General features: G+C 25.7%; 18 protein-coding genes. 13 read left to right on the forward strand and 5 right to left on the reverse strand.

Annotation, left to right across the window (positions count from 1 at the left end; translation table 11 throughout):
* The first annotated feature begins 2 nt into the window (after nucleotides 1-2).
* Nucleotides 3-515, forward strand: coding sequence for a YfcE family phosphodiesterase (locus ACRYA_RS00605; RefSeq protein WP_105918031.1), 513 nt, complete (start codon nucleotides 3-5; stop codon nucleotides 513-515).
* Nucleotides 505-1353 (forward strand): biotin synthase, encoded by an 849-nt coding sequence (locus tag ACRYA_RS00610; protein WP_105918030.1) that lies wholly within the window; start codon nucleotides 505-507, stop codon nucleotides 1351-1353. Before ACRYA_RS00605 ends, ACRYA_RS00610 begins: the two co-directional genes overlap by 11 nt.
* A 51-nt stretch (nucleotides 1354-1404) precedes the next feature.
* On the opposite strand, the gene recA is transcribed toward ACRYA_RS00610, so the two are convergent.
* The gene (gene recA, locus ACRYA_RS00615; RefSeq protein ID WP_105918029.1) at nucleotides 1405-2454 is read right to left on the reverse strand and encodes a recombinase RecA; all 1050 of its coding nucleotides are present in this window, start codon (nucleotides 2452-2454) and stop codon (nucleotides 1405-1407) included.
* A 95-nt stretch (nucleotides 2455-2549) separates the two neighbouring features.
* Nucleotides 2550-2738, reverse strand: coding sequence for a hypothetical protein (locus ACRYA_RS00620; protein ID WP_105918028.1), 189 nt, complete (start codon nucleotides 2736-2738; stop codon nucleotides 2550-2552).
* Nucleotides 2739-2844: 106 nt separating this feature from the next.
* Here ACRYA_RS00620 and pseB point away from each other — a divergent pair, with 106 nt between their 5' ends.
* Genes pseB through ACRYA_RS00675 form a run of 11 tightly spaced genes read left to right on the forward strand, consistent with a single transcriptional unit; the run spans nucleotide 2845 to nucleotide 11774 of the window.
* Entirely contained in the window at nucleotides 2845-3837 is a 993-nt protein-coding gene (pseB, locus tag ACRYA_RS00625) for a UDP-N-acetylglucosamine 4,6-dehydratase (inverting) (protein ID WP_105918027.1), read from the forward strand.
* Nucleotides 3834-4964: a UDP-4-amino-4,6-dideoxy-N-acetyl-beta-L-altrosamine transaminase gene (gene pseC / locus ACRYA_RS00630; protein WP_105918026.1), complete on the forward strand. Its 1131-nt coding sequence runs from the start codon at nucleotides 3834-3836 to the stop codon at nucleotides 4962-4964. Before pseB ends, pseC begins: the two co-directional genes overlap by 4 nt.
* Nucleotides 4957-5652 (forward strand): pseudaminic acid cytidylyltransferase, encoded by a 696-nt coding sequence (gene pseF / locus ACRYA_RS00635; protein WP_105918025.1) that lies wholly within the window; start codon nucleotides 4957-4959, stop codon nucleotides 5650-5652. Before pseC ends, pseF begins: the two co-directional genes overlap by 8 nt.
* Nucleotides 5652-6557, forward strand: coding sequence for a UDP-2,4-diacetamido-2,4,6-trideoxy-beta-L-altropyranose hydrolase (gene pseG / locus ACRYA_RS00640; protein WP_105918024.1), 906 nt, complete (start codon nucleotides 5652-5654; stop codon nucleotides 6555-6557). Before pseF ends, pseG begins: the two co-directional genes overlap by 1 nt.
* A gap of 2 nt (nucleotides 6558-6559) precedes the next feature.
* Nucleotides 6560-7591 carry a pseudaminic acid synthase gene (gene pseI, locus ACRYA_RS00645; protein ID WP_105918023.1) on the forward strand — a complete coding sequence of 344 codons (1032 nt, stop codon included), beginning with the start codon at nucleotides 6560-6562 and terminating at the stop codon, nucleotides 7589-7591.
* Nucleotides 7575-8105: a hypothetical protein gene (locus tag ACRYA_RS00650; protein ID WP_105918022.1), complete on the forward strand. Its 531-nt coding sequence runs from the start codon at nucleotides 7575-7577 to the stop codon at nucleotides 8103-8105. Before pseI ends, ACRYA_RS00650 begins: the two co-directional genes overlap by 17 nt.
* Nucleotides 8106-8115: 10 nt before the next feature.
* The gene (locus ACRYA_RS00655; RefSeq protein ID WP_105918021.1) at nucleotides 8116-8406 is read left to right on the forward strand and encodes a hypothetical protein; all 291 of its coding nucleotides are present in this window, start codon (nucleotides 8116-8118) and stop codon (nucleotides 8404-8406) included.
* Complete coding sequence (locus ACRYA_RS00660) at nucleotides 8406-9107, forward strand: SDR family NAD(P)-dependent oxidoreductase (protein ID WP_105918020.1); 702 nt, start codon at nucleotides 8406-8408, stop codon at nucleotides 9105-9107. Before ACRYA_RS00655 ends, ACRYA_RS00660 begins: the two co-directional genes overlap by 1 nt.
* An 8-nt stretch (nucleotides 9108-9115) precedes the next feature.
* Entirely contained in the window at nucleotides 9116-10441 is a 1326-nt protein-coding gene (locus ACRYA_RS00665; RefSeq protein ID WP_207796777.1) for an ANL family adenylate-forming protein, read from the forward strand.
* A gap of 3 nt (nucleotides 10442-10444) precedes the next feature.
* Entirely contained in the window at nucleotides 10445-10861 is a 417-nt protein-coding gene (gene tagD / locus ACRYA_RS00670; protein WP_105918018.1) for a glycerol-3-phosphate cytidylyltransferase, read from the forward strand.
* A complete protein-coding gene (locus tag ACRYA_RS00675) occupies nucleotides 10854-11774 on the forward strand; it encodes a LicD family protein (protein ID WP_105918017.1) in 921 nt (306 codons plus the stop codon). Before tagD ends, ACRYA_RS00675 begins: the two co-directional genes overlap by 8 nt.
* On the opposite strand, the gene ACRYA_RS00680 is transcribed toward ACRYA_RS00675, so the two are convergent.
* Genes ACRYA_RS00680 through ACRYA_RS00690 form a run of 3 tightly spaced genes read right to left on the reverse strand, consistent with a single transcriptional unit; the run spans nucleotide 11771 to nucleotide 16331 of the window.
* The gene (locus tag ACRYA_RS00680) at nucleotides 11771-13255 is read right to left on the reverse strand and encodes a rhamnan synthesis F family protein (RefSeq protein WP_170144467.1); all 1485 of its coding nucleotides are present in this window, start codon (nucleotides 13253-13255) and stop codon (nucleotides 11771-11773) included. The two genes, ACRYA_RS00675 and ACRYA_RS00680, sit on opposite strands and share 4 nt — an antisense overlap.
* Nucleotides 13256-13288: 33 nt before the next feature.
* Nucleotides 13289-15298, reverse strand: coding sequence for a glycosyltransferase family 2 protein (locus ACRYA_RS00685; RefSeq protein ID WP_105917072.1), 2010 nt, complete (start codon nucleotides 15296-15298; stop codon nucleotides 13289-13291).
* Complete coding sequence (locus ACRYA_RS00690) at nucleotides 15285-16331, reverse strand: glycosyltransferase (protein ID WP_105917074.1); 1047 nt, start codon at nucleotides 16329-16331, stop codon at nucleotides 15285-15287. The genes ACRYA_RS00685 and ACRYA_RS00690 overlap by 14 nt, the downstream gene beginning before the upstream one ends.
* Nucleotides 16332-16335: the final 4 nt, after the last annotated feature.

Below are 16335 nucleotides of genomic sequence, written 5' to 3' on the forward strand. Positions count from 1 at the left end.
ACTTGAAAATAGGAATTTTATCAGATAGTCACCATAAAAATGACTATCTAAAAGAGTGTATAGAATTTTTAAAAAAAGAGGATTGTGAATATTTAATCCATGCTGGAGATATTTGCTCAAAAGTTGGTTTGGAGATTTTGAAAAATTCAAATTTAAAATATGTTGCAGTTTTTGGAAACAATGATAGAGATTTATTTGAATTGTCGCCAGAGTATAATATAAAAAAAGAGCCATATTATTTCAAAATTGCAGATAGTACTTTTAAACTTATGCACTTGCCATTTCACCTATATCCCGATACGGATATTATTATTTTTGGACATACTCATCAATTTGATTGTCAATATAAAAATAAAAAACTTTTTATAAATCCAGGAGAGATATGCGCTAGAGAAAAGCCAATAATTTCGTGTGTAAAACTACAGATTAATCCAAATGAGTATATAATCACAAGATTTTTTAAAAAAATAGATGAAAATAATTTTATGAAAGAAGAGTTTAGATATGAGCAGTAATCAAATATATTTATGTGCAATTTCAAATATTGAAAGCGGAACTTGTAATGAAGATTGTAAATTTTGTACACAAAGTGTAAAATATAAAGCAGATATACAAAGATATAGAAGAAAAGAGATTGAAGAAATAGTAATAGAAGCAAAAAAAGCTAGAGAAAACAAAGCTGTTGGGTTTTGTTTGGTAACAGCTGGAACAGGGCTTGATGATAAAAGATTAGATTATGTTTGTAGAGCTGCTGATGCTGTACATAAAGCCGTTCCAGATATTTCTTTAATTGCTTGTAATGGAATTGCAACTTATGAGCAGTTAAAAGAGTTAAAAAAACATGGAATTGAAAATTACAACCACAATCTTGAAACGGCAAGAGAGTTTTATAGTGAAATTTGTACAACTCATTCATGGGATGATAGATATAACACTTGTTTGGATGCAAAAAAAGCTGGATTATATTTATGTACAGGTGGAATTTTTGGTCTTGGAGAAACACAAGCTAACAGAGTTTCTATGCTTGAATCAATTGCTTCTTTAGAGCCAATGTCTGTACCAATTAACTTTTTTCATCCAAATGAAGCACTTCCTTTGGTAAAGAATCCTTTATCAAAAGAGGAAGCTTTTAAATTAGTTGAATTAACAAGAAGTTATTTACCAAATCAAATGTTAATGATTGCAGGTGGTAGAGAGTTGATGTTTGGAGAAAATCAGTACGATGTATTTAAACATGGTGCAAATGCTTTAGTTGTTGGAGATTATTTGACAACTGGAGGAGCAAGTGCTGAAGATGATATAAAAGCTGTTACAGCTTTAGGATATGAAATAGCTTTTGCTTGTCATCAATAAATAAGGGCTTTAAGCCTTTATTTATTTGATTAATTTTTTATTTTATAAAAATTAGTCATCTAAAGAAGATGCGTCATCTTCACTTTCTATAGTTCCTGTGATTATTGCATCATTTATTCCCATTGAGTTTAAAATTCTATCTTCTATCTCTTTTGCAATAGCTGGATTATCTCTTAAGAAAATTTTTGAATTTTCTCTTCCTTGACCTATTTTTGTATCACCATAACTAAACCAAGCTCCAGCTTTGTCGATAATATCAAGTTTAACACCGTAATCAACAAGCTCTCCTGTTTTAGAAATACCCTCTCCAAACATAATATCAAACTCAGCTTGTTTAAATGGAGCTGCAACTTTATTTTTTACAACTTTAACTTTTGCTCTATTTCCAATAGAATTTTCACCTTGTTTTAGTGTTGCAATTCTTCTAATATCTAGTCTTACGCTTGAGTAAAATTTAAGTGCATTTCCACCTGTTGTTGTTTCAGGACTTCCATATCCAGTCATTCCAATTTTCATTCTTATTTGATTAATAAAAATAACTGTACAGTTCATTTTGCTTAAAAGTCCAGTAATTTTTCTTAAAGCCTTACTCATAAGTCTAGCTTGAACACCAACTTGTTGGTCATCCATATCACCATCAATTTCTACTTTTGGAGTAAGTGCTGCAACTGAATCAATTACAACTAAATCAACAGCTCCACTTCTAATAACAGTTTCAAGTATTTCTAAAGCTTGTTCTCCAAAATCTGGTTGAGAAACAAGTAAATTATCAGTATCAACACCTAAATTTTTTGCATATCCTACATCTAAAGCATGCTCTGCATCAATAAATGCACATACACCTCCTGCTTTTTGAGCTTCTGCAATTGCGTGAAGAGTTAAAGTTGTTTTTCCAGAACTTTCAGGTCCATATATTTCAATAACTCTTCCTTTTGGCAATCCTCCAACTCCAAGAGCTAAGTCAAGACCAAGAGAACCTGTACTAATAGCTTCAGTTGGAATTACCTCTTTATCTCCAAGTCTAATAAGTGTTCCTTTTCCAAAAGCTTTGTCTATTTGTTTAATTGCTAGTTCTAATGATTTTTTTTGATTTTCATCCATTTGATTTCCTTTTTTAGTTTTCTTTTGTTTGTTTATTTTGAAATCTTAGCACAAATTTTTAAAAGTTATTAAAAATATGTCAAATTGCAATATTTTTACTCTTCATTTAAAGTTTGTACTGTTTCAATCACTTTTATATGAGACTTTACTCTTTTTTGCATAGTATGAGTTTTTATATGTTTTGCTAATATCTTTGTATATTTTTTGTAATTTCTTGAGTCTTTTTCAAAACTTGCTAGTTTTTTTTGTATTTTTAAAATATCATCAGGAATAACTTCAATCATTTTTTTTCCTCTAAAAATATAAATCTATTATTGCATAATTTAATAAAATATTAAATAAATCCAATTTTCGATAAAATAAAAACTAATTTATACTTGAGGCAAAAATATGTTCAACGGAAAAAATATACTTATAACTGGTGGAACTGGTAGTTTTGGTAAAAAATATACTGAGATTTTGTTAAAAAAATATAAACCAAATAAGGTAATTATTTTTAGTAGAGACGAGTTAAAACAGTATGAGATGGCTCAAGAGTTCAATGCTAAATGTATGAGATATTTTATTGGAGATGTAAGAGATAATCAAAGATTAAAACAAGCTACTAAAGATGTTGACTTTATAATTCATGCAGCTGCACTAAAACATGTTCCAATAGCTGAATACAATCCTATGGAGTGTATTAAAACAAATATAGATGGTGCTCAAAATGTAATTGAAGCAGCATTAGAAAATAGTGTAAAAAGAGTAATAGCACTATCAACTGATAAGGCTGCAAATCCTGTAAATCTTTATGGTGCTACAAAATTGGCTAGCGATAAACTTTTTGTTGCAGCAAATAATTTAGTTGGAAAAAGTGATATAAAATTTTCTGTTGTAAGATATGGAAATGTTGTAGGAAGCAGGGGTTCTGTGGTACCTTTTTTTAAAAAATTAATAAATGAAGGAGCAAAAGAACTTCCAATAACAGATGATAAGATGACAAGATTTTTTATAACACTTGAAGATGGAGTGAATTTTGTTTTAAAAAACTTTGAAAGAATGCAAGGTGGGGAGATATTTATTCCAAAAATTCCATCTATGAAAATAGTTGATATGGCAAAAGCTTTAGCTCCAAATTTACCTCATAAGATTATTGGAATTAGACCTGGTGAAAAACTTCATGAGATTATGTGCCCAGCAGATGATAGTCACTTAACTTTAGAGTTTGAAAATCATTATGTAATAAAACCAACTATTAAATTTACAAGTGGATCTGATTTTTCTAAAAACCTTTTAGGAGAGATTGGAGTTCCAGTAGCTCAAGGGTTTGAGTATAACTCTGGGAATAATAAGCAGTTGTTAAGTAGTGAAGAGTTTTTAAAAATGGTTTACAAAGTATGATGGATTTTATTCCTTATGGAAAACAGACTATTGATGAAGATGATATAAAAAGTGTTATTGAAGTATTAAAATCACCATATCTTACAACTGGTCCAAAGATTGAGGAGTTTGAAGCTGAACTTTGCAAATATACAGGTGCAAAATATTGCGTAGCCGTAGCAAATGGAACAGCTGCTTTGCATTTAGCTTCGCTTGTACTTCTAAATAAAGGTGATAAAGTTCTTACAACTGCTAACTCTTTTTTAGCAACTTCAAATTCAATTTTGTATGTAGAAGCTAAACCAATATTTGTAGACATACAAGAAGATGGAAATATAGATTTAGATTTGTGTGAAGAGGAGCTTAAAAAAGACTCTTCTATAAAAGCTATATATGTAGTTCATTTTTCAGGAAATCCAGTAAATCAGAAAAAATTAAAATATTTAAAAGAGACTTACAATATAAAAATTCTAGAGGATTGTGCTCACAGTTTAGGAGCTAGTTTTGATGGTATAAAAGCTGGAAGCTGTGAAAATAGTGATTGTAGTATCTTATCTTTTCATCCAGTAAAACATATAACAACTGGTGAAGGTGGTGCCGTTACTACAAACTCTAAAGAGCTTTATGAAAAACTTTTAGAGTTAAGAGCTCATGGGATAAAAAGATTACCAGAAGTAGCTCCTTGGTATTATGAGATGCACTCTTTGGGATATAATTATAGAATTACAGATATGCAGTGTGCTTTGGGAATTAGCCAATTAAAAAAACTAGATAGTTTTATAAAAAGAAGAAGAGAGATAGCTTTAAAATATGATAAATCTTTTTTAAATAGTGTCGTAAAACCAATATATGTTTTTAATGGAAACTCTTCTTATCATCTATATGTTGTAAAAGTTGATTTTAGTAATTTAAGTATCTCAAAAATAGAGCTTTTTAATAAAATGAGAGAAAAAAATATTGGATTACAACTTCATTATATTCCTATAAATAAGCAACCATATTATAAATCTTTAGGGTATGGAGATGAGATAACACCTATTATGGAGAAGTTTTATGAAGAGTGTTTCTCTTTACCTATATATACAAGCTTGAGAGATGAAGAGCAAGAGTATGTTATAAAAACTCTGTTTGAGGTTTTAAATGCTTAATTGTGTTGCAATAATTCCTGCACGAGGTGGAAGTAAAAGAATTCCTAAAAAAAATATCAAAGATTTTCATGGAAAGCCACTTATTGCTTATAGCATTGAAGCTGCTATTAAATCAAAACTCTTTTCTAAAGTAATTGTTTCAACAGATGATGAAGAAATAGCTAAAATTGCAAAAAGTTTTGGAGCAGATGTTCCATTTTTAAGACCAAAAGAGATAAGTGATGATTTTACAGGTACTGGTGCTGTTGTAAATCATGCAATAGAATTTTTAAAACAAATTGGTGAAAAAATAGATTTTGTTTGTACAATCTATGCAACAGCTCCTTTTTTACAAGAAAAATATTTAAAAGAAGGCTTTCTTAAACTAAAAAACTCAAATGCAAGAAATGCTTTTTCATGTACATCTATGCCATTTCCAATCCAAAGAACTTTTAAAATAACAAAAAACAATAGATGTGAAATGTTTTGTCCTGAGAATTTTTCTAAACGAAGTCAAGATTTAGAAGAGGCTTTTCAAGATGCTGGACAGTTTTACTGGACAAATTTAAATATAAAATCAGATGATATTATATTTGGTAAAGATAGTATTCCAATAGTTCTTCCAAGACATTTAGTTCAAGATATAGATACTTTAGAAGATTGGATTAGAGCTGAATTTATGTATGAAGCTATAAAAAGAGAATTGTAATGAATATTGTAATAAGAGCTGATTCATCTTCATATATTGGAACTGGGCATATTATGAGAGATTTGGTTCTTGTAAAAGAGTTTAAAAAATACAATGTAATATTTGCTACACAAAATTTAGATGGAAATATAAATTATAAAATCATTGAAGCTGGTTATAAAATAGAGCTTTTAAAATCAAATGATTTTGAAGAGTTAAATGAATTAATCAAAAAACTAAATATTGATATGATAATAATTGATAATTATGAGATAGATTATAGTTTTGAGAAAAAATTAAAAGAACAAAATTTAAGTTTAAAAACTTTTGTTTTAGATGATACTTATGAAAAACATTTTTGTGATATTTTATTAAATCATAATATCTATGCAGATGAAAAAAAATATAAAAATAAGGTACAAAAAAATTGTGAATTAAGATGTGGAAGTAGATATACACTTTTAAGAGATGAATTTTTAGAAGCTAAAAAAAACAAAAAAATAATTAAGAAAAAGAAAAAAACAATATTTTTGAGCTTAGGTGGAGCAGATCATAAAAATTTAAATATAAAGATTTTAAAATTAATAGGAAAGTTTAAAAAAGATTTACAAGTAAATTTAGTAACTACAATAGCAAATAAAAATTTAGAAAAGCTAAAAGATTATTGTAAAAATAAGAAGTGGATAAATTTATACATAAATTCAAATGAAGTGGCAAAACTAATGAGTCAATCTGATTTTTCTATTGTAACACCTAGTGTAACAGCTAATGAGATTTTTTATTTAGATTTACCTATGATTGCTATAAAAACAGCTAAAAATCAAAGGCAAATGTATAAGTACTTGAAGAAAAGAGGTTATCAAACTATAAAAAATTTTGATAAACAAAAGTTAAAGAAATATTTAAAACTATTTTTAAAGAGGTAAATATGAAAATAGGAAATTTTGATTTAGAAAAAGATGGAGTTTATATAATTGCAGAGCTTAGCGCAAACCATAATGGAAGTTTGCAAACTGCACTTGATACAATAAAAGCTGCAAAAGAGATTGGTGCAAATGCAATAAAGCTTCAGACATATACGGCTGATACCATAACATTAAATAGTAAAAATCCTGATTTTATGATAGACGGTGGAACACTTTGGGATGGAAAAAATCTTTATGAACTTTATGAACAGTCATATACTCCTTGGGAATGGCACAAAGAGTTGTTTGATTATGCAAGAAGCATAAATATCGATATATTTTCAACACCTTTTGATAAAAGTGCTGTTGATTTTATTGAGCAATTTAATCCAAGTGCATACAAAATGGCCTCTTTTGAAATAACTGACTATAAGCTTGTAAGATATACAGCTTCAAAAATGAAACCTATAATTATAAGCACAGGAATTGCAACTATTGATGAGATACAAGATGTTGTAGATATTTGTAGAAGTGTTGGAAATGAAAATATTATTCTTCTAAAATGCACAAGTGAATATCCAGCAAAGCTAAATGAAGCAAATTTAAAAACAATACCAAATATGAAAGATACTTTTGGTGTTGAGGTTGGATTTTCTGATCATACTATGGGGTATATTGCTCCTGTTGTTGCAGTTACTTTGGGTGCAAAAGTAATAGAGAAGCATTTTATTTTGGATAAAAATATAGGTGGAGCAGATGCTGATTTTTCTTTAGATAAAAAAGAGTTTGAAGAGATGATAAAAGCTGTTAGAGATAGTGAAAAGTTAATTGGAAGAGTTGATTATAGTTTAAATGAAAAAAGAGAAAAACAGCGTCGTTTTGCAAGAAGTTTGTATGTATCAAAAGATATAAAAGAGGGCGAAGTTTTTAGTGAAGATAATATAAAAAGTGTAAGACCTTTTTATGGACTTCATCCAAAATATTTAAAAGATATTTTAGGTAAAAAGGCAAAAAAAGATTATAAATTTGGAAGTAGAGTTGAAAATAGTTTTTAAGAATTTTATCTTTTTAAACGATATAGAGAAAAAAGATATTTTAGAGCTTAGAAATAAAGAGTATGTAAGAGAAAATATGATTAATAGTGAGCCAATAAGTTTAGAGAATCATATTGTATTTATAGAGTCATTAAAAGATAGCAAGAACAAAACCTATTTTGCTATATTTTTTGATAATGAATTAATTGGTTCTTTAAATATTATAAAAAATGAAGAGCTAATTTGGGGATTATATTTTAAAGAAGAAGCAAATCCTATTATAAAATCTTGTGTAACATATCTTTTTTTAGATTTTATTTTTTCTAAATTCAGTGAAGATGTAAACTCCTTTGTTAAAATAAAAAATATTCAAGCATTAAATTTTAACAAAAATTTTGGATTTGAAATTTTTAAAGAGGATGAAGAGTATTTTTATTTGAAACTATCAAAAGAAATTTGGGAAAATAGTAAAAAATCAAGATTACTAAAACCAATTAAAAGATATTTAGATAAAATTGAGTATTACTTTGAATAGTTAGGAAGAGATGCAAGAAAAAATTGAAAAAATTATAATAGATACTTTAAAAGAGTTAAATGAAGAGTTAGAAAATGAGGCATTTTTAAATCCAAATTCAAAAACAAAACTTTATGGTATAGATGGAGCAATGGACTCTTTAGCACTTGTTAGTTTTATAGCTGATTTAGAAGATAAAATTTCAGATGAATTTGAAAAAGATATTGTCTTAGCTGATGAAAAAGCTATGAGTGCAAAAACTTCACCTTTTAGAAATATTGAGAGTCTAACTTCTTATATAAAAAGTTTATTGGAAAACTAATGAACAAAGTAGTAGTTATAACTGGAACTTCAAAAGGAATAGGAAAAGCTTTGGCTCTTTATTATCTAAATAAAGATTTCATAGTTGCTGGTTGTAGTAGAAGCATTAGTTTAATAGAACATCCAAATTATAGACACTTTGAGCTAGATATTACAGATGAAAAAAATATTGTAAGTATGGTAAGAGCTATAAAAAAAGAGTTTGGAACAATAGATATTCTTATAAACAATGCTGGTATTGCATCTATGAATCATATTCTTACAACTTCAAATGAATCTATATCAAAACTTTTTAATACAAATTTTTTAGGAACTTTTCTATTTACTAGAGAAGTAGCAAAAGTTATGATGAAAGAAAAATATGGAAGAGTAATAAATTTCTCAACTGTTGCAAAACCACTTAGACTTGAAGGTGAAGCTGTTTATGCAGCAAGTAAAGCTGCAATTGAGAGTTTTACTCAAACTTCTTCAAAGGAGTTAAGCCCTTTTAATATAACAGTAAATGCGATTGGACCAACTCCAATACAAACTGATTTAATCAAAGCTGTTCCAAAAGATAAAATTGAAGATTTGTTAAATAAGCAAACGATTAAAAGATTTGGAACATTTGATGATATTATAAATGTTTGTAATTTTTTTATTGATGATAAAAGTAGTTTTATAACAGGACAAATAATATATCTTGGTGGAGTTAATAACTAATGAGTTTTATGCTAGAAAAATTAAAAAGTTTTAATTCTAAAAATGCAATAGTTTTTGAAAATACAATTTACACTTATGAAGAGTTTGTAAAGCAGATTGAAGAGTATAAAAATATTTTGAATAAAAATAAAATATTTTCAAAAGTTGTCGCAATTTTAGGTGATTACTCTTTTTATAATTTAGCACTATTTTTTGCTTTATATGAAAATAAAAATATAATTGTACCAATTACTTCAAATATAAAAAAAGTTCAAGATGATTTTATAAAAGAGTCTTTTTGTCAAATTCTTATAAAAATAGATGAAAAAAATCTTATAGTTAAAGATATAGATAATATATCTTCTCATAATATGATAGATAATTTAAGAGTAAAAAATAGTTCAGGACTTATTCTTTTTTCAAGTGGAAGCACAGGAAAACCAAAAGCTATGATACACAATCTTGATACTCTTATAGACTCTTATAAAGATAAAAAAACTAAATCTATGAATATGTTGGTTTTTTTGATGTTTGACCATATTGGTGGATTAAATACAGTATTTAATGCTTTATTTATGGGAGCTTGTTTGATTATTCCAAAAATAAAAGATGCAAAAACTATTTGTGAACTTATAGAAAAATATAAAATTATGGTTCTTCCAAGTAGTCCTACTTTTTTGAATTTGATTTTAATATCTGAAGAGTATAAAAACTATGATTTAAGTTCATTGAGAATGATTACATATGGTACTGAAACAATGCCCCAATCACTTCTTTTAAAACTAAAAGAAGTTTTTCCAAAAGTAAAATTTCTACAAACATTTGGTACAAGTGAAACAGGAATTAGCACTACTAGTTCAAAATCATCAAACTCTTTATTTATGAAACTTGAAGATATAAATAGTGAGTATAAGATAGTTGAAAATGAGTTGTATCTTAGAAGTTCTACTCAAGTTTTAGGATATTTAAATGCTTCAATGGATAGTTTTACAGCTGATGGTTGGTTTAAAACTGGTGATTTGGTTGAGGTTGAAGGTGAATATATAAAAATTATCGGAAGAGCTAAAGAGATTATAAATGTAGGTGGTCAAAAAGTACTTCCAGCTGAGGTGGAATCGGTGATTTTATCTATGGAAGAAGTTGATGATTGTATGGTTTATGGTGAGCAAAATGTAATTACAGGGCAAACCGTTGTTTGTGATGTGGTTTTAAATTTTGAAGTTGAAAATATCAAAAAAAGAGTAAGAATTTTTTGTAAAGATAGATTGGATGCTTATAAAATACCTACAAAGGTAAATTTAGTTGATAAAACAAATTTTAGTGATAGATTTAAGAAAATTAGAAGAAAAGATTAATATATGAAAAAAGAAAAAATAGTTTTAACTTACGGTACTTTTGATATGTTTCATATAGGGCATTTGAATCTTTTAAATAGGCTTAAAAGCTTGGGTGACAAACTCATAGTTGCTGTTTCAACAGATGAATTTAACTCAATAAAGGGTAAAAAGACTTTAATTCCTTTTGAGCAAAGAGCACTTATTGTTAAAAATTTAAAGTGTGTTGATATGGTAATAGCTGAAGAAAATTGGGAACAAAAAATTGATGATATAAAAAAATATAATGTTGATATTTTTGCAATGGGAAATGACTGGAAAGATAAATTTGATTTTCTAAAAGATTATTGCGAGGTTATTTATTTACCAAGAACTCAAAATATTTCAACTACACAACTTAAAAAAGAGTTGAATAAATATTTAGGATTACCTGATGAATAAAAAAGAAAAAATTATATTATTTGGCGCTAGTAGAGGTGGAGAGAATTTTATAAAACATAATAAAATAAAATATGAGATTTTAGCTATTGCTGATAATGATCAAAAAAGATGGGGAAGTGTTTTGGAAGGATTAAAAGTTATTAATCCAAAAGATATTTTAAAATATGATTTTGACAATATCTATATTACTAGCCAGTGGGTAGATAGTATAACTTATCAGCTTACTAAAGATTTAAAAATATCTTTAGAAAAAATAAAAATACCTAAAAAATCTAGTTTAAAAGAGAGTTTTAAACCATTTGAACATGATGAAACATTAAAATTTGCTAGAGAGAGTTTGTGTAAAATAACGCAGTATTTATCAAATCACAATATCATAGCAATCATAGATTCAGGAACAGCTCTTGGTATCGTTAGAGATAAAGACCTAATAAAATGGGATGATGATATAGATTTTGCTATAGACTCTAAAAGTTTTGAACAACTTATTAGTTTAGCAAATGGATTAAAAGGGATATTACCTAAAAACCAATATTCAAAATGGAAATTAGAATTAATAAGTCTATCAAATGAAGATGTATGCTTGAGTTTAGAGCTTAAAAGTAGTGATTTAAATATGTTAAAAGAGTTTGAAATTAGCTTACAAAAAAGAACTATAAAAGATGGATTATCTCACCTTGACTCATCTGCTGGAATATTTTATGCACCAGCTTTACATTTTGAAAGATATGAGAGAGTAGATTCTTTTGATAGTTTTGTTTACCTTCCTTACAAAGTTGATGATTTTTTAACTTTTATGTATGGAAACTATAAAGAGCCTAAAAAAGATACTTCTATTGAAAGTTATGATAATAGAGTAGTTCAAAAGAATAGTAATATAAAATCTTTTGATGTGAGTAAAAAGATTATTTAGACGAAAGTAAAATCCGATTTATATAGTAGTTTCTTTGATTTAAATATTAAAAACTGGATACTATTTTTCTCTTCATTCAATTCAAAAGCTATATTTTTTATACCACTTATTTCCAGGTAATTTTTTAAAATACTATTCAAATTTTTGCTAGATGTAGATATAAACAATTCATATTTTTTTTCTATACTTAGTCTAGATAAAGAGTCTATATTGTATAAAAGTTTTGTAATATTATTTGCAAACTTCAATGAATTATAAGGTAATAAGTTATCTATTGGAATTATTTTTTTATACTTAATATTTATTTTTTCTAAATTACTTATGATATTTTCTTCTCTACTAAATGCTGTAATTAATATTTCATCTTTAATACTTATATCTTTTTCAGAATGAAATTTATTAATATGTTGATATCTATTTGATAAAGATATATAATTTTGATCAATTATTTTTTTTATATTTTTTTCAAGATTAGAATAAATGAGATATCCAACTTCTCCAAATCCATAAATGACTAAATTTTTATTAGATTTAAGCTCTTTCATTGATTTATGAAGAATTTCTAGATTTACAAAAAAAATATTTGCTTTTTCATTTATTGGATGTTTTGTTTTATCTTCTTTTTTTAAATAATTTTCAATTAAATTTATATTGTAAGAAGTGTATTTTTTTAAAATTTCTTTATATACAAAGGTAGTTGGATTATACTCTGAATGAGACTTTATTAGAATCTTTTTTTTAATAAAAGGAGCATTGAATTTCTTTATTATTAAGTCCCAAAAAAGATTAAAACTTCTTTTTTGTTCTAAGTTCTCTAAGCTATTTTCTTTAAAAGAAGATTTTAACTTTTGTAAAACTTTTTTTATGGGAATATATGCAGAACATTTATATCCATGATTTATAAATAGATTCGCAAAACCCATTTCATAATTTTTAATGATTTGATTTTTATCTTCAAGTATGGTGCAACTATTCCAAAAATCTTTATAAACATCACTTTGAATAAGCTTTTGATTTACAACCCAAAAAAAGCTTTCTATATGATAAGTTTGTTTAAAACTATCAGTCATACCCCAAAAATCAACTTTTTTTTTATTCATTTCTTTAAACATTTTTTTAGAATTTACTAAAGGAAAAAATATACTGTCATTTATATGTAAGATACTTTCATAATCTTGATAATCTTTTACAAAGCTAAGTCCTGTTTTCCATGATATAAAGTCATAACCTATGTTTTTTCTAATGATACTAGTATGAAGATAATTTTTTAAGCTATCAAGTTCAAGTAAAGATATATTTTCTGATGTACTTACAAAGACAATATCAAATTTTAGTTTATGTAGTTTTTTAACCATATATTTTACATAATTTTCAATAACTTGATTTTTATCATAATGTGAAAGTATACAAAGTTTATTATTTTTGTTTGTATTTAGATAATTAGTATATTTTAGAATCAATTTTTCTTCACTATTTTTCAATTTAATCATTTATTTGTTTATTATCCTATATCCCTATTTTAAACTAAAATCTTCTCTTATTAATGTTAAATTCGGATTATAAAAAGGATCACCTTTTTCTAAAATTTTAGAATATCTTTTTTTTATATATTCAACTTCTCTTTTAAATCTATTCATTTTAAAAGAATTATTATCTTTCCCTCTAGATATTGATTCGTAGTGATGTGCTTCACAGTATGGATTAAAAATATTTCTATAACCATTTTCTTGAGCTCTAAGACAAAAATCTACATCATTGAAAGCAACTTCTAAATTAATTTCATCTAAACCATTTAATTCTTTATAAATTTTAGTTTTTACCATTAAACAAGCAGCAGTTACAGCACTAACATTTTGTACAGAAATTAGTCTAAAAGAGTATCCAGTAGATTTATAATTATAATACTTATGTGAATGACCAGCACAGCCGTATATTCCAAGTATAACTCCTGCATGTTGAATTCTCTTATTAGGATAATATAATTTAGCTCCAACACAACCTATTTCTTCTCTTTGAGAATACATCAGCATCTCTTCTATCCAGTTTGAAGAAATTATTTCTATATCATTATTTAATAAAATAATATGCTCACCTTCAACATAATTATCAACAGCATAATTATTAATTTTAGAATAGTTAAAAGGAATATTTAACTCATAAAATTTAATTCTTTTATCTTTTGATTCATATTCACTCATTAAATCAAAAATTCCTTTTTCTAGGCTATTATTGCTTATTCCAATTATTTGAAATTTTTTATAAGTTGTTTTATCTAGAATCGAATCTATGCACATTTTTAGTAATTCTGGTTTGTCTTTAAATGGTATTATGATACTAACTAATGGTTGTTTATCTAAAATATATTCTATTTTATAAATTCCTGGATATTTACCATCTTCCACTTTTGCATTAAGGGATCTTCTTTTTAAAGCTTGTTTTATAACTTCTTTTTCAGAACTTTTAATATTGTTAAATTTATTTATATCACAGTTTTTATTTTTCCTTGAGTGATAAAGAACTTTTTGAATATGGTGTATTTTTGATGTTTTTTCTATTACTTTTAAATATAAATCATATTCAAATGCTCCGTCTAATTCTGAATTATAGCTATTTGTCATATCAATAAATGATTTTTTAATAACAGTTAAATGTTTAATATAGTTGTACGATAACAAAGTATCGGGAGAAAAATCTGGTTTAAAATGTGGTTCACAAAAATTATTATCCATATTTATTTTATCTTCATCACTATAAATAAAATCTGCTTTTGTTTCATTTATAGCTTTTACTACTTCATATAGTGCATTATTTGTAATTTGGTCATGACTGTAAACAATAGAGAAGTATTCACCTGATAATAGTTTACAAGCTTCATTTAGAGTACTAGATAAGTTTGGCTTTGTTTCTAAATATTTAATTCTTTTACTAGAGATTGATTTTAGATATTCAACTATTTTTTGATTTTTATTTGTATTACAAATTACACATATTTCCCAGTTTTGATACCATTGATTTTGTATAGAATTAATAGCTAAATTTAACCACTCTATATTTTCATAATAGTTAAATAATACAATAGATATTAAAGGTTTTTTTTCAAAATTTAAAATAGTATTATTGATTGATTTTGTAATTGTTTGTTCTATGAATTTATATTTAATATTATAAGTTATTTCATTGTACGCATATATAGCTTTTATATTAGGATATTTATTAAGTTGAGATTTAATTTCATCTATAAAAGAACTTGTAATTATTACAATAAACTCTTGATTTTTATTAAATAATATTTCAGGATTATGAATAATATAAGATTCAACCTCTTTTCCATGTTTTTTAATATCATTGTCACATAAATAATCTGGATATATATCACATCTTATGAAATCATATAATAATCTTTGAAATAAAATTGAAGTTCCAAAAAATACCAACTTACTATTTTCTTTGTTTTTTAATTTGTAAGAAATAATTTCTTTACACTCTTTATTTAAAAGATGAGTGCATTTTTTAAATATTTGCATCTATTTTTCCAAATTTGGATTCTGTTTGTAATTTATAGCTTATTTCATTGTATGAATATACTGCTTTTATATTAGGATATTTATTAAGTTGAGATTTAATTTCATCTATAAAAGAACTTGTAATTATTACAATAAACTCTTCATTTTTATTAAATAATATTTCAGGATTATAAATAATATAAGATTCAACTTCTTTCCCATGTTTATTAATATCATTGTCACAGATATAATTTGGAAATACATTACATCTTGAGAATTCATTTAAGATATTATTAAATAAATTTGAAACACCAAAAAAAACTAATTTATTTTTTAAATTATTTTGTATAGCTATTGAATTTTTATTTTTTGCAGATACATAAAATTTATTAGATAAATTATGTTTCTTTAATACTATATTTTGGCTAATAATATAAGATGATTTTTTAGATGTAATTCCTTCATCTAAATAATATTTTATGATTCCAGTTTCTTTAACATAAATACCTTGATGTCCTTTAAGAGCAATTGTAAGCCATAAGTCCCAATCTTGAAATCTTTTAATATCAGGATCAAAATATGGGAAAAATTCTTTCTTTACCAACGAACAAGTATCAATATAATTTTTAAATATTAATTCTTCTAAAGAGAATTCTTTACTTTTATGATAGTAGTTTTTACCAATTGGATGAGTTTCTGGATCCATTACTATAGCTTGATAATCAGTATATGCAAAAGCATATTTTTGATTATATTCAAGAGTTTTATACAATATTTTTAAATGATTAGCCGGCATTATCACATCATCATCACATATAAATAAATATTTCTGAGTTGCTTGTCTTGCCCCTTTATTTCTTTTTTCTTGATTTGATAAATCTTCATCATCTATAATAATAATTTCTGCTGGATTATTAGCTTCTATAGATGGTAAAACAAATGCATTTACAAATTCTAGTCTTGATTTTATAACAACTAATACAACACTAACTGGTATAGCTTTTTTATTATTTAATATCTTCTCTTTATCTCTTTTTAACCAATCAAAGTACATAGTT

The sequence above is a fragment of the Aliarcobacter cryaerophilus ATCC 43158 genome, from assembly GCF_003660105.1.
GTDB classification, from domain to species: Bacteria; Campylobacterota; Campylobacteria; order Campylobacterales; family Arcobacteraceae; genus Aliarcobacter; species Aliarcobacter cryaerophilus.

Excerpts from the sequence above, each read along its gene's own strand:
- ACRYA_RS00610 (WP_105918030.1), top strand. The coding sequence starts at position 505 with ATGAGCAGTAATCAAATATATTTATGTGCAATTTCAAATATTGAAAGC.
- recA (WP_105918029.1), bottom strand. The coding sequence starts at position 2,454 with ATGGATGAAAATCAAAAAAAATCATTAGAACTAGCAATTAAACAAATA.
- ACRYA_RS00620 (WP_105918028.1), bottom strand. The coding sequence starts at position 2,738 with ATGATTGAAGTTATTCCTGATGATATTTTAAAAATACAAAAAAAACTA.
- pseB (WP_105918027.1), top strand. The coding sequence starts at position 2,845 with ATGTTCAACGGAAAAAATATACTTATAACTGGTGGAACTGGTAGTTTT.
- pseC (WP_105918026.1), top strand. The coding sequence starts at position 3,834 with ATGATGGATTTTATTCCTTATGGAAAACAGACTATTGATGAAGATGAT.
- pseF (WP_105918025.1), top strand. The coding sequence starts at position 4,957 with ATGCTTAATTGTGTTGCAATAATTCCTGCACGAGGTGGAAGTAAAAGA.
- pseG (WP_105918024.1), top strand. The coding sequence starts at position 5,652 with ATGAATATTGTAATAAGAGCTGATTCATCTTCATATATTGGAACTGGG.
- pseI (WP_105918023.1), top strand. The coding sequence starts at position 6,560 with ATGAAAATAGGAAATTTTGATTTAGAAAAAGATGGAGTTTATATAATT.
- ACRYA_RS00655 (WP_105918021.1), top strand. The coding sequence starts at position 8,116 with ATGCAAGAAAAAATTGAAAAAATTATAATAGATACTTTAAAAGAGTTA.
- ACRYA_RS00660 (WP_105918020.1), top strand. The coding sequence starts at position 8,406 with ATGAACAAAGTAGTAGTTATAACTGGAACTTCAAAAGGAATAGGAAAA.
- ACRYA_RS00665 (WP_207796777.1), top strand. The coding sequence starts at position 9,116 with ATGCTAGAAAAATTAAAAAGTTTTAATTCTAAAAATGCAATAGTTTTT.
- tagD (WP_105918018.1), top strand. The coding sequence starts at position 10,445 with ATGAAAAAAGAAAAAATAGTTTTAACTTACGGTACTTTTGATATGTTT.
- ACRYA_RS00675 (WP_105918017.1), top strand. The coding sequence starts at position 10,854 with ATGAATAAAAAAGAAAAAATTATATTATTTGGCGCTAGTAGAGGTGGA.
- ACRYA_RS00685 (WP_105917072.1), bottom strand. The coding sequence starts at position 15,298 with ATGCAAATATTTAAAAAATGCACTCATCTTTTAAATAAAGAGTGTAAA.
- ACRYA_RS00690 (WP_105917074.1), bottom strand. The coding sequence starts at position 16,331 with ATGTACTTTGATTGGTTAAAAAGAGATAAAGAGAAGATATTAAATAAT.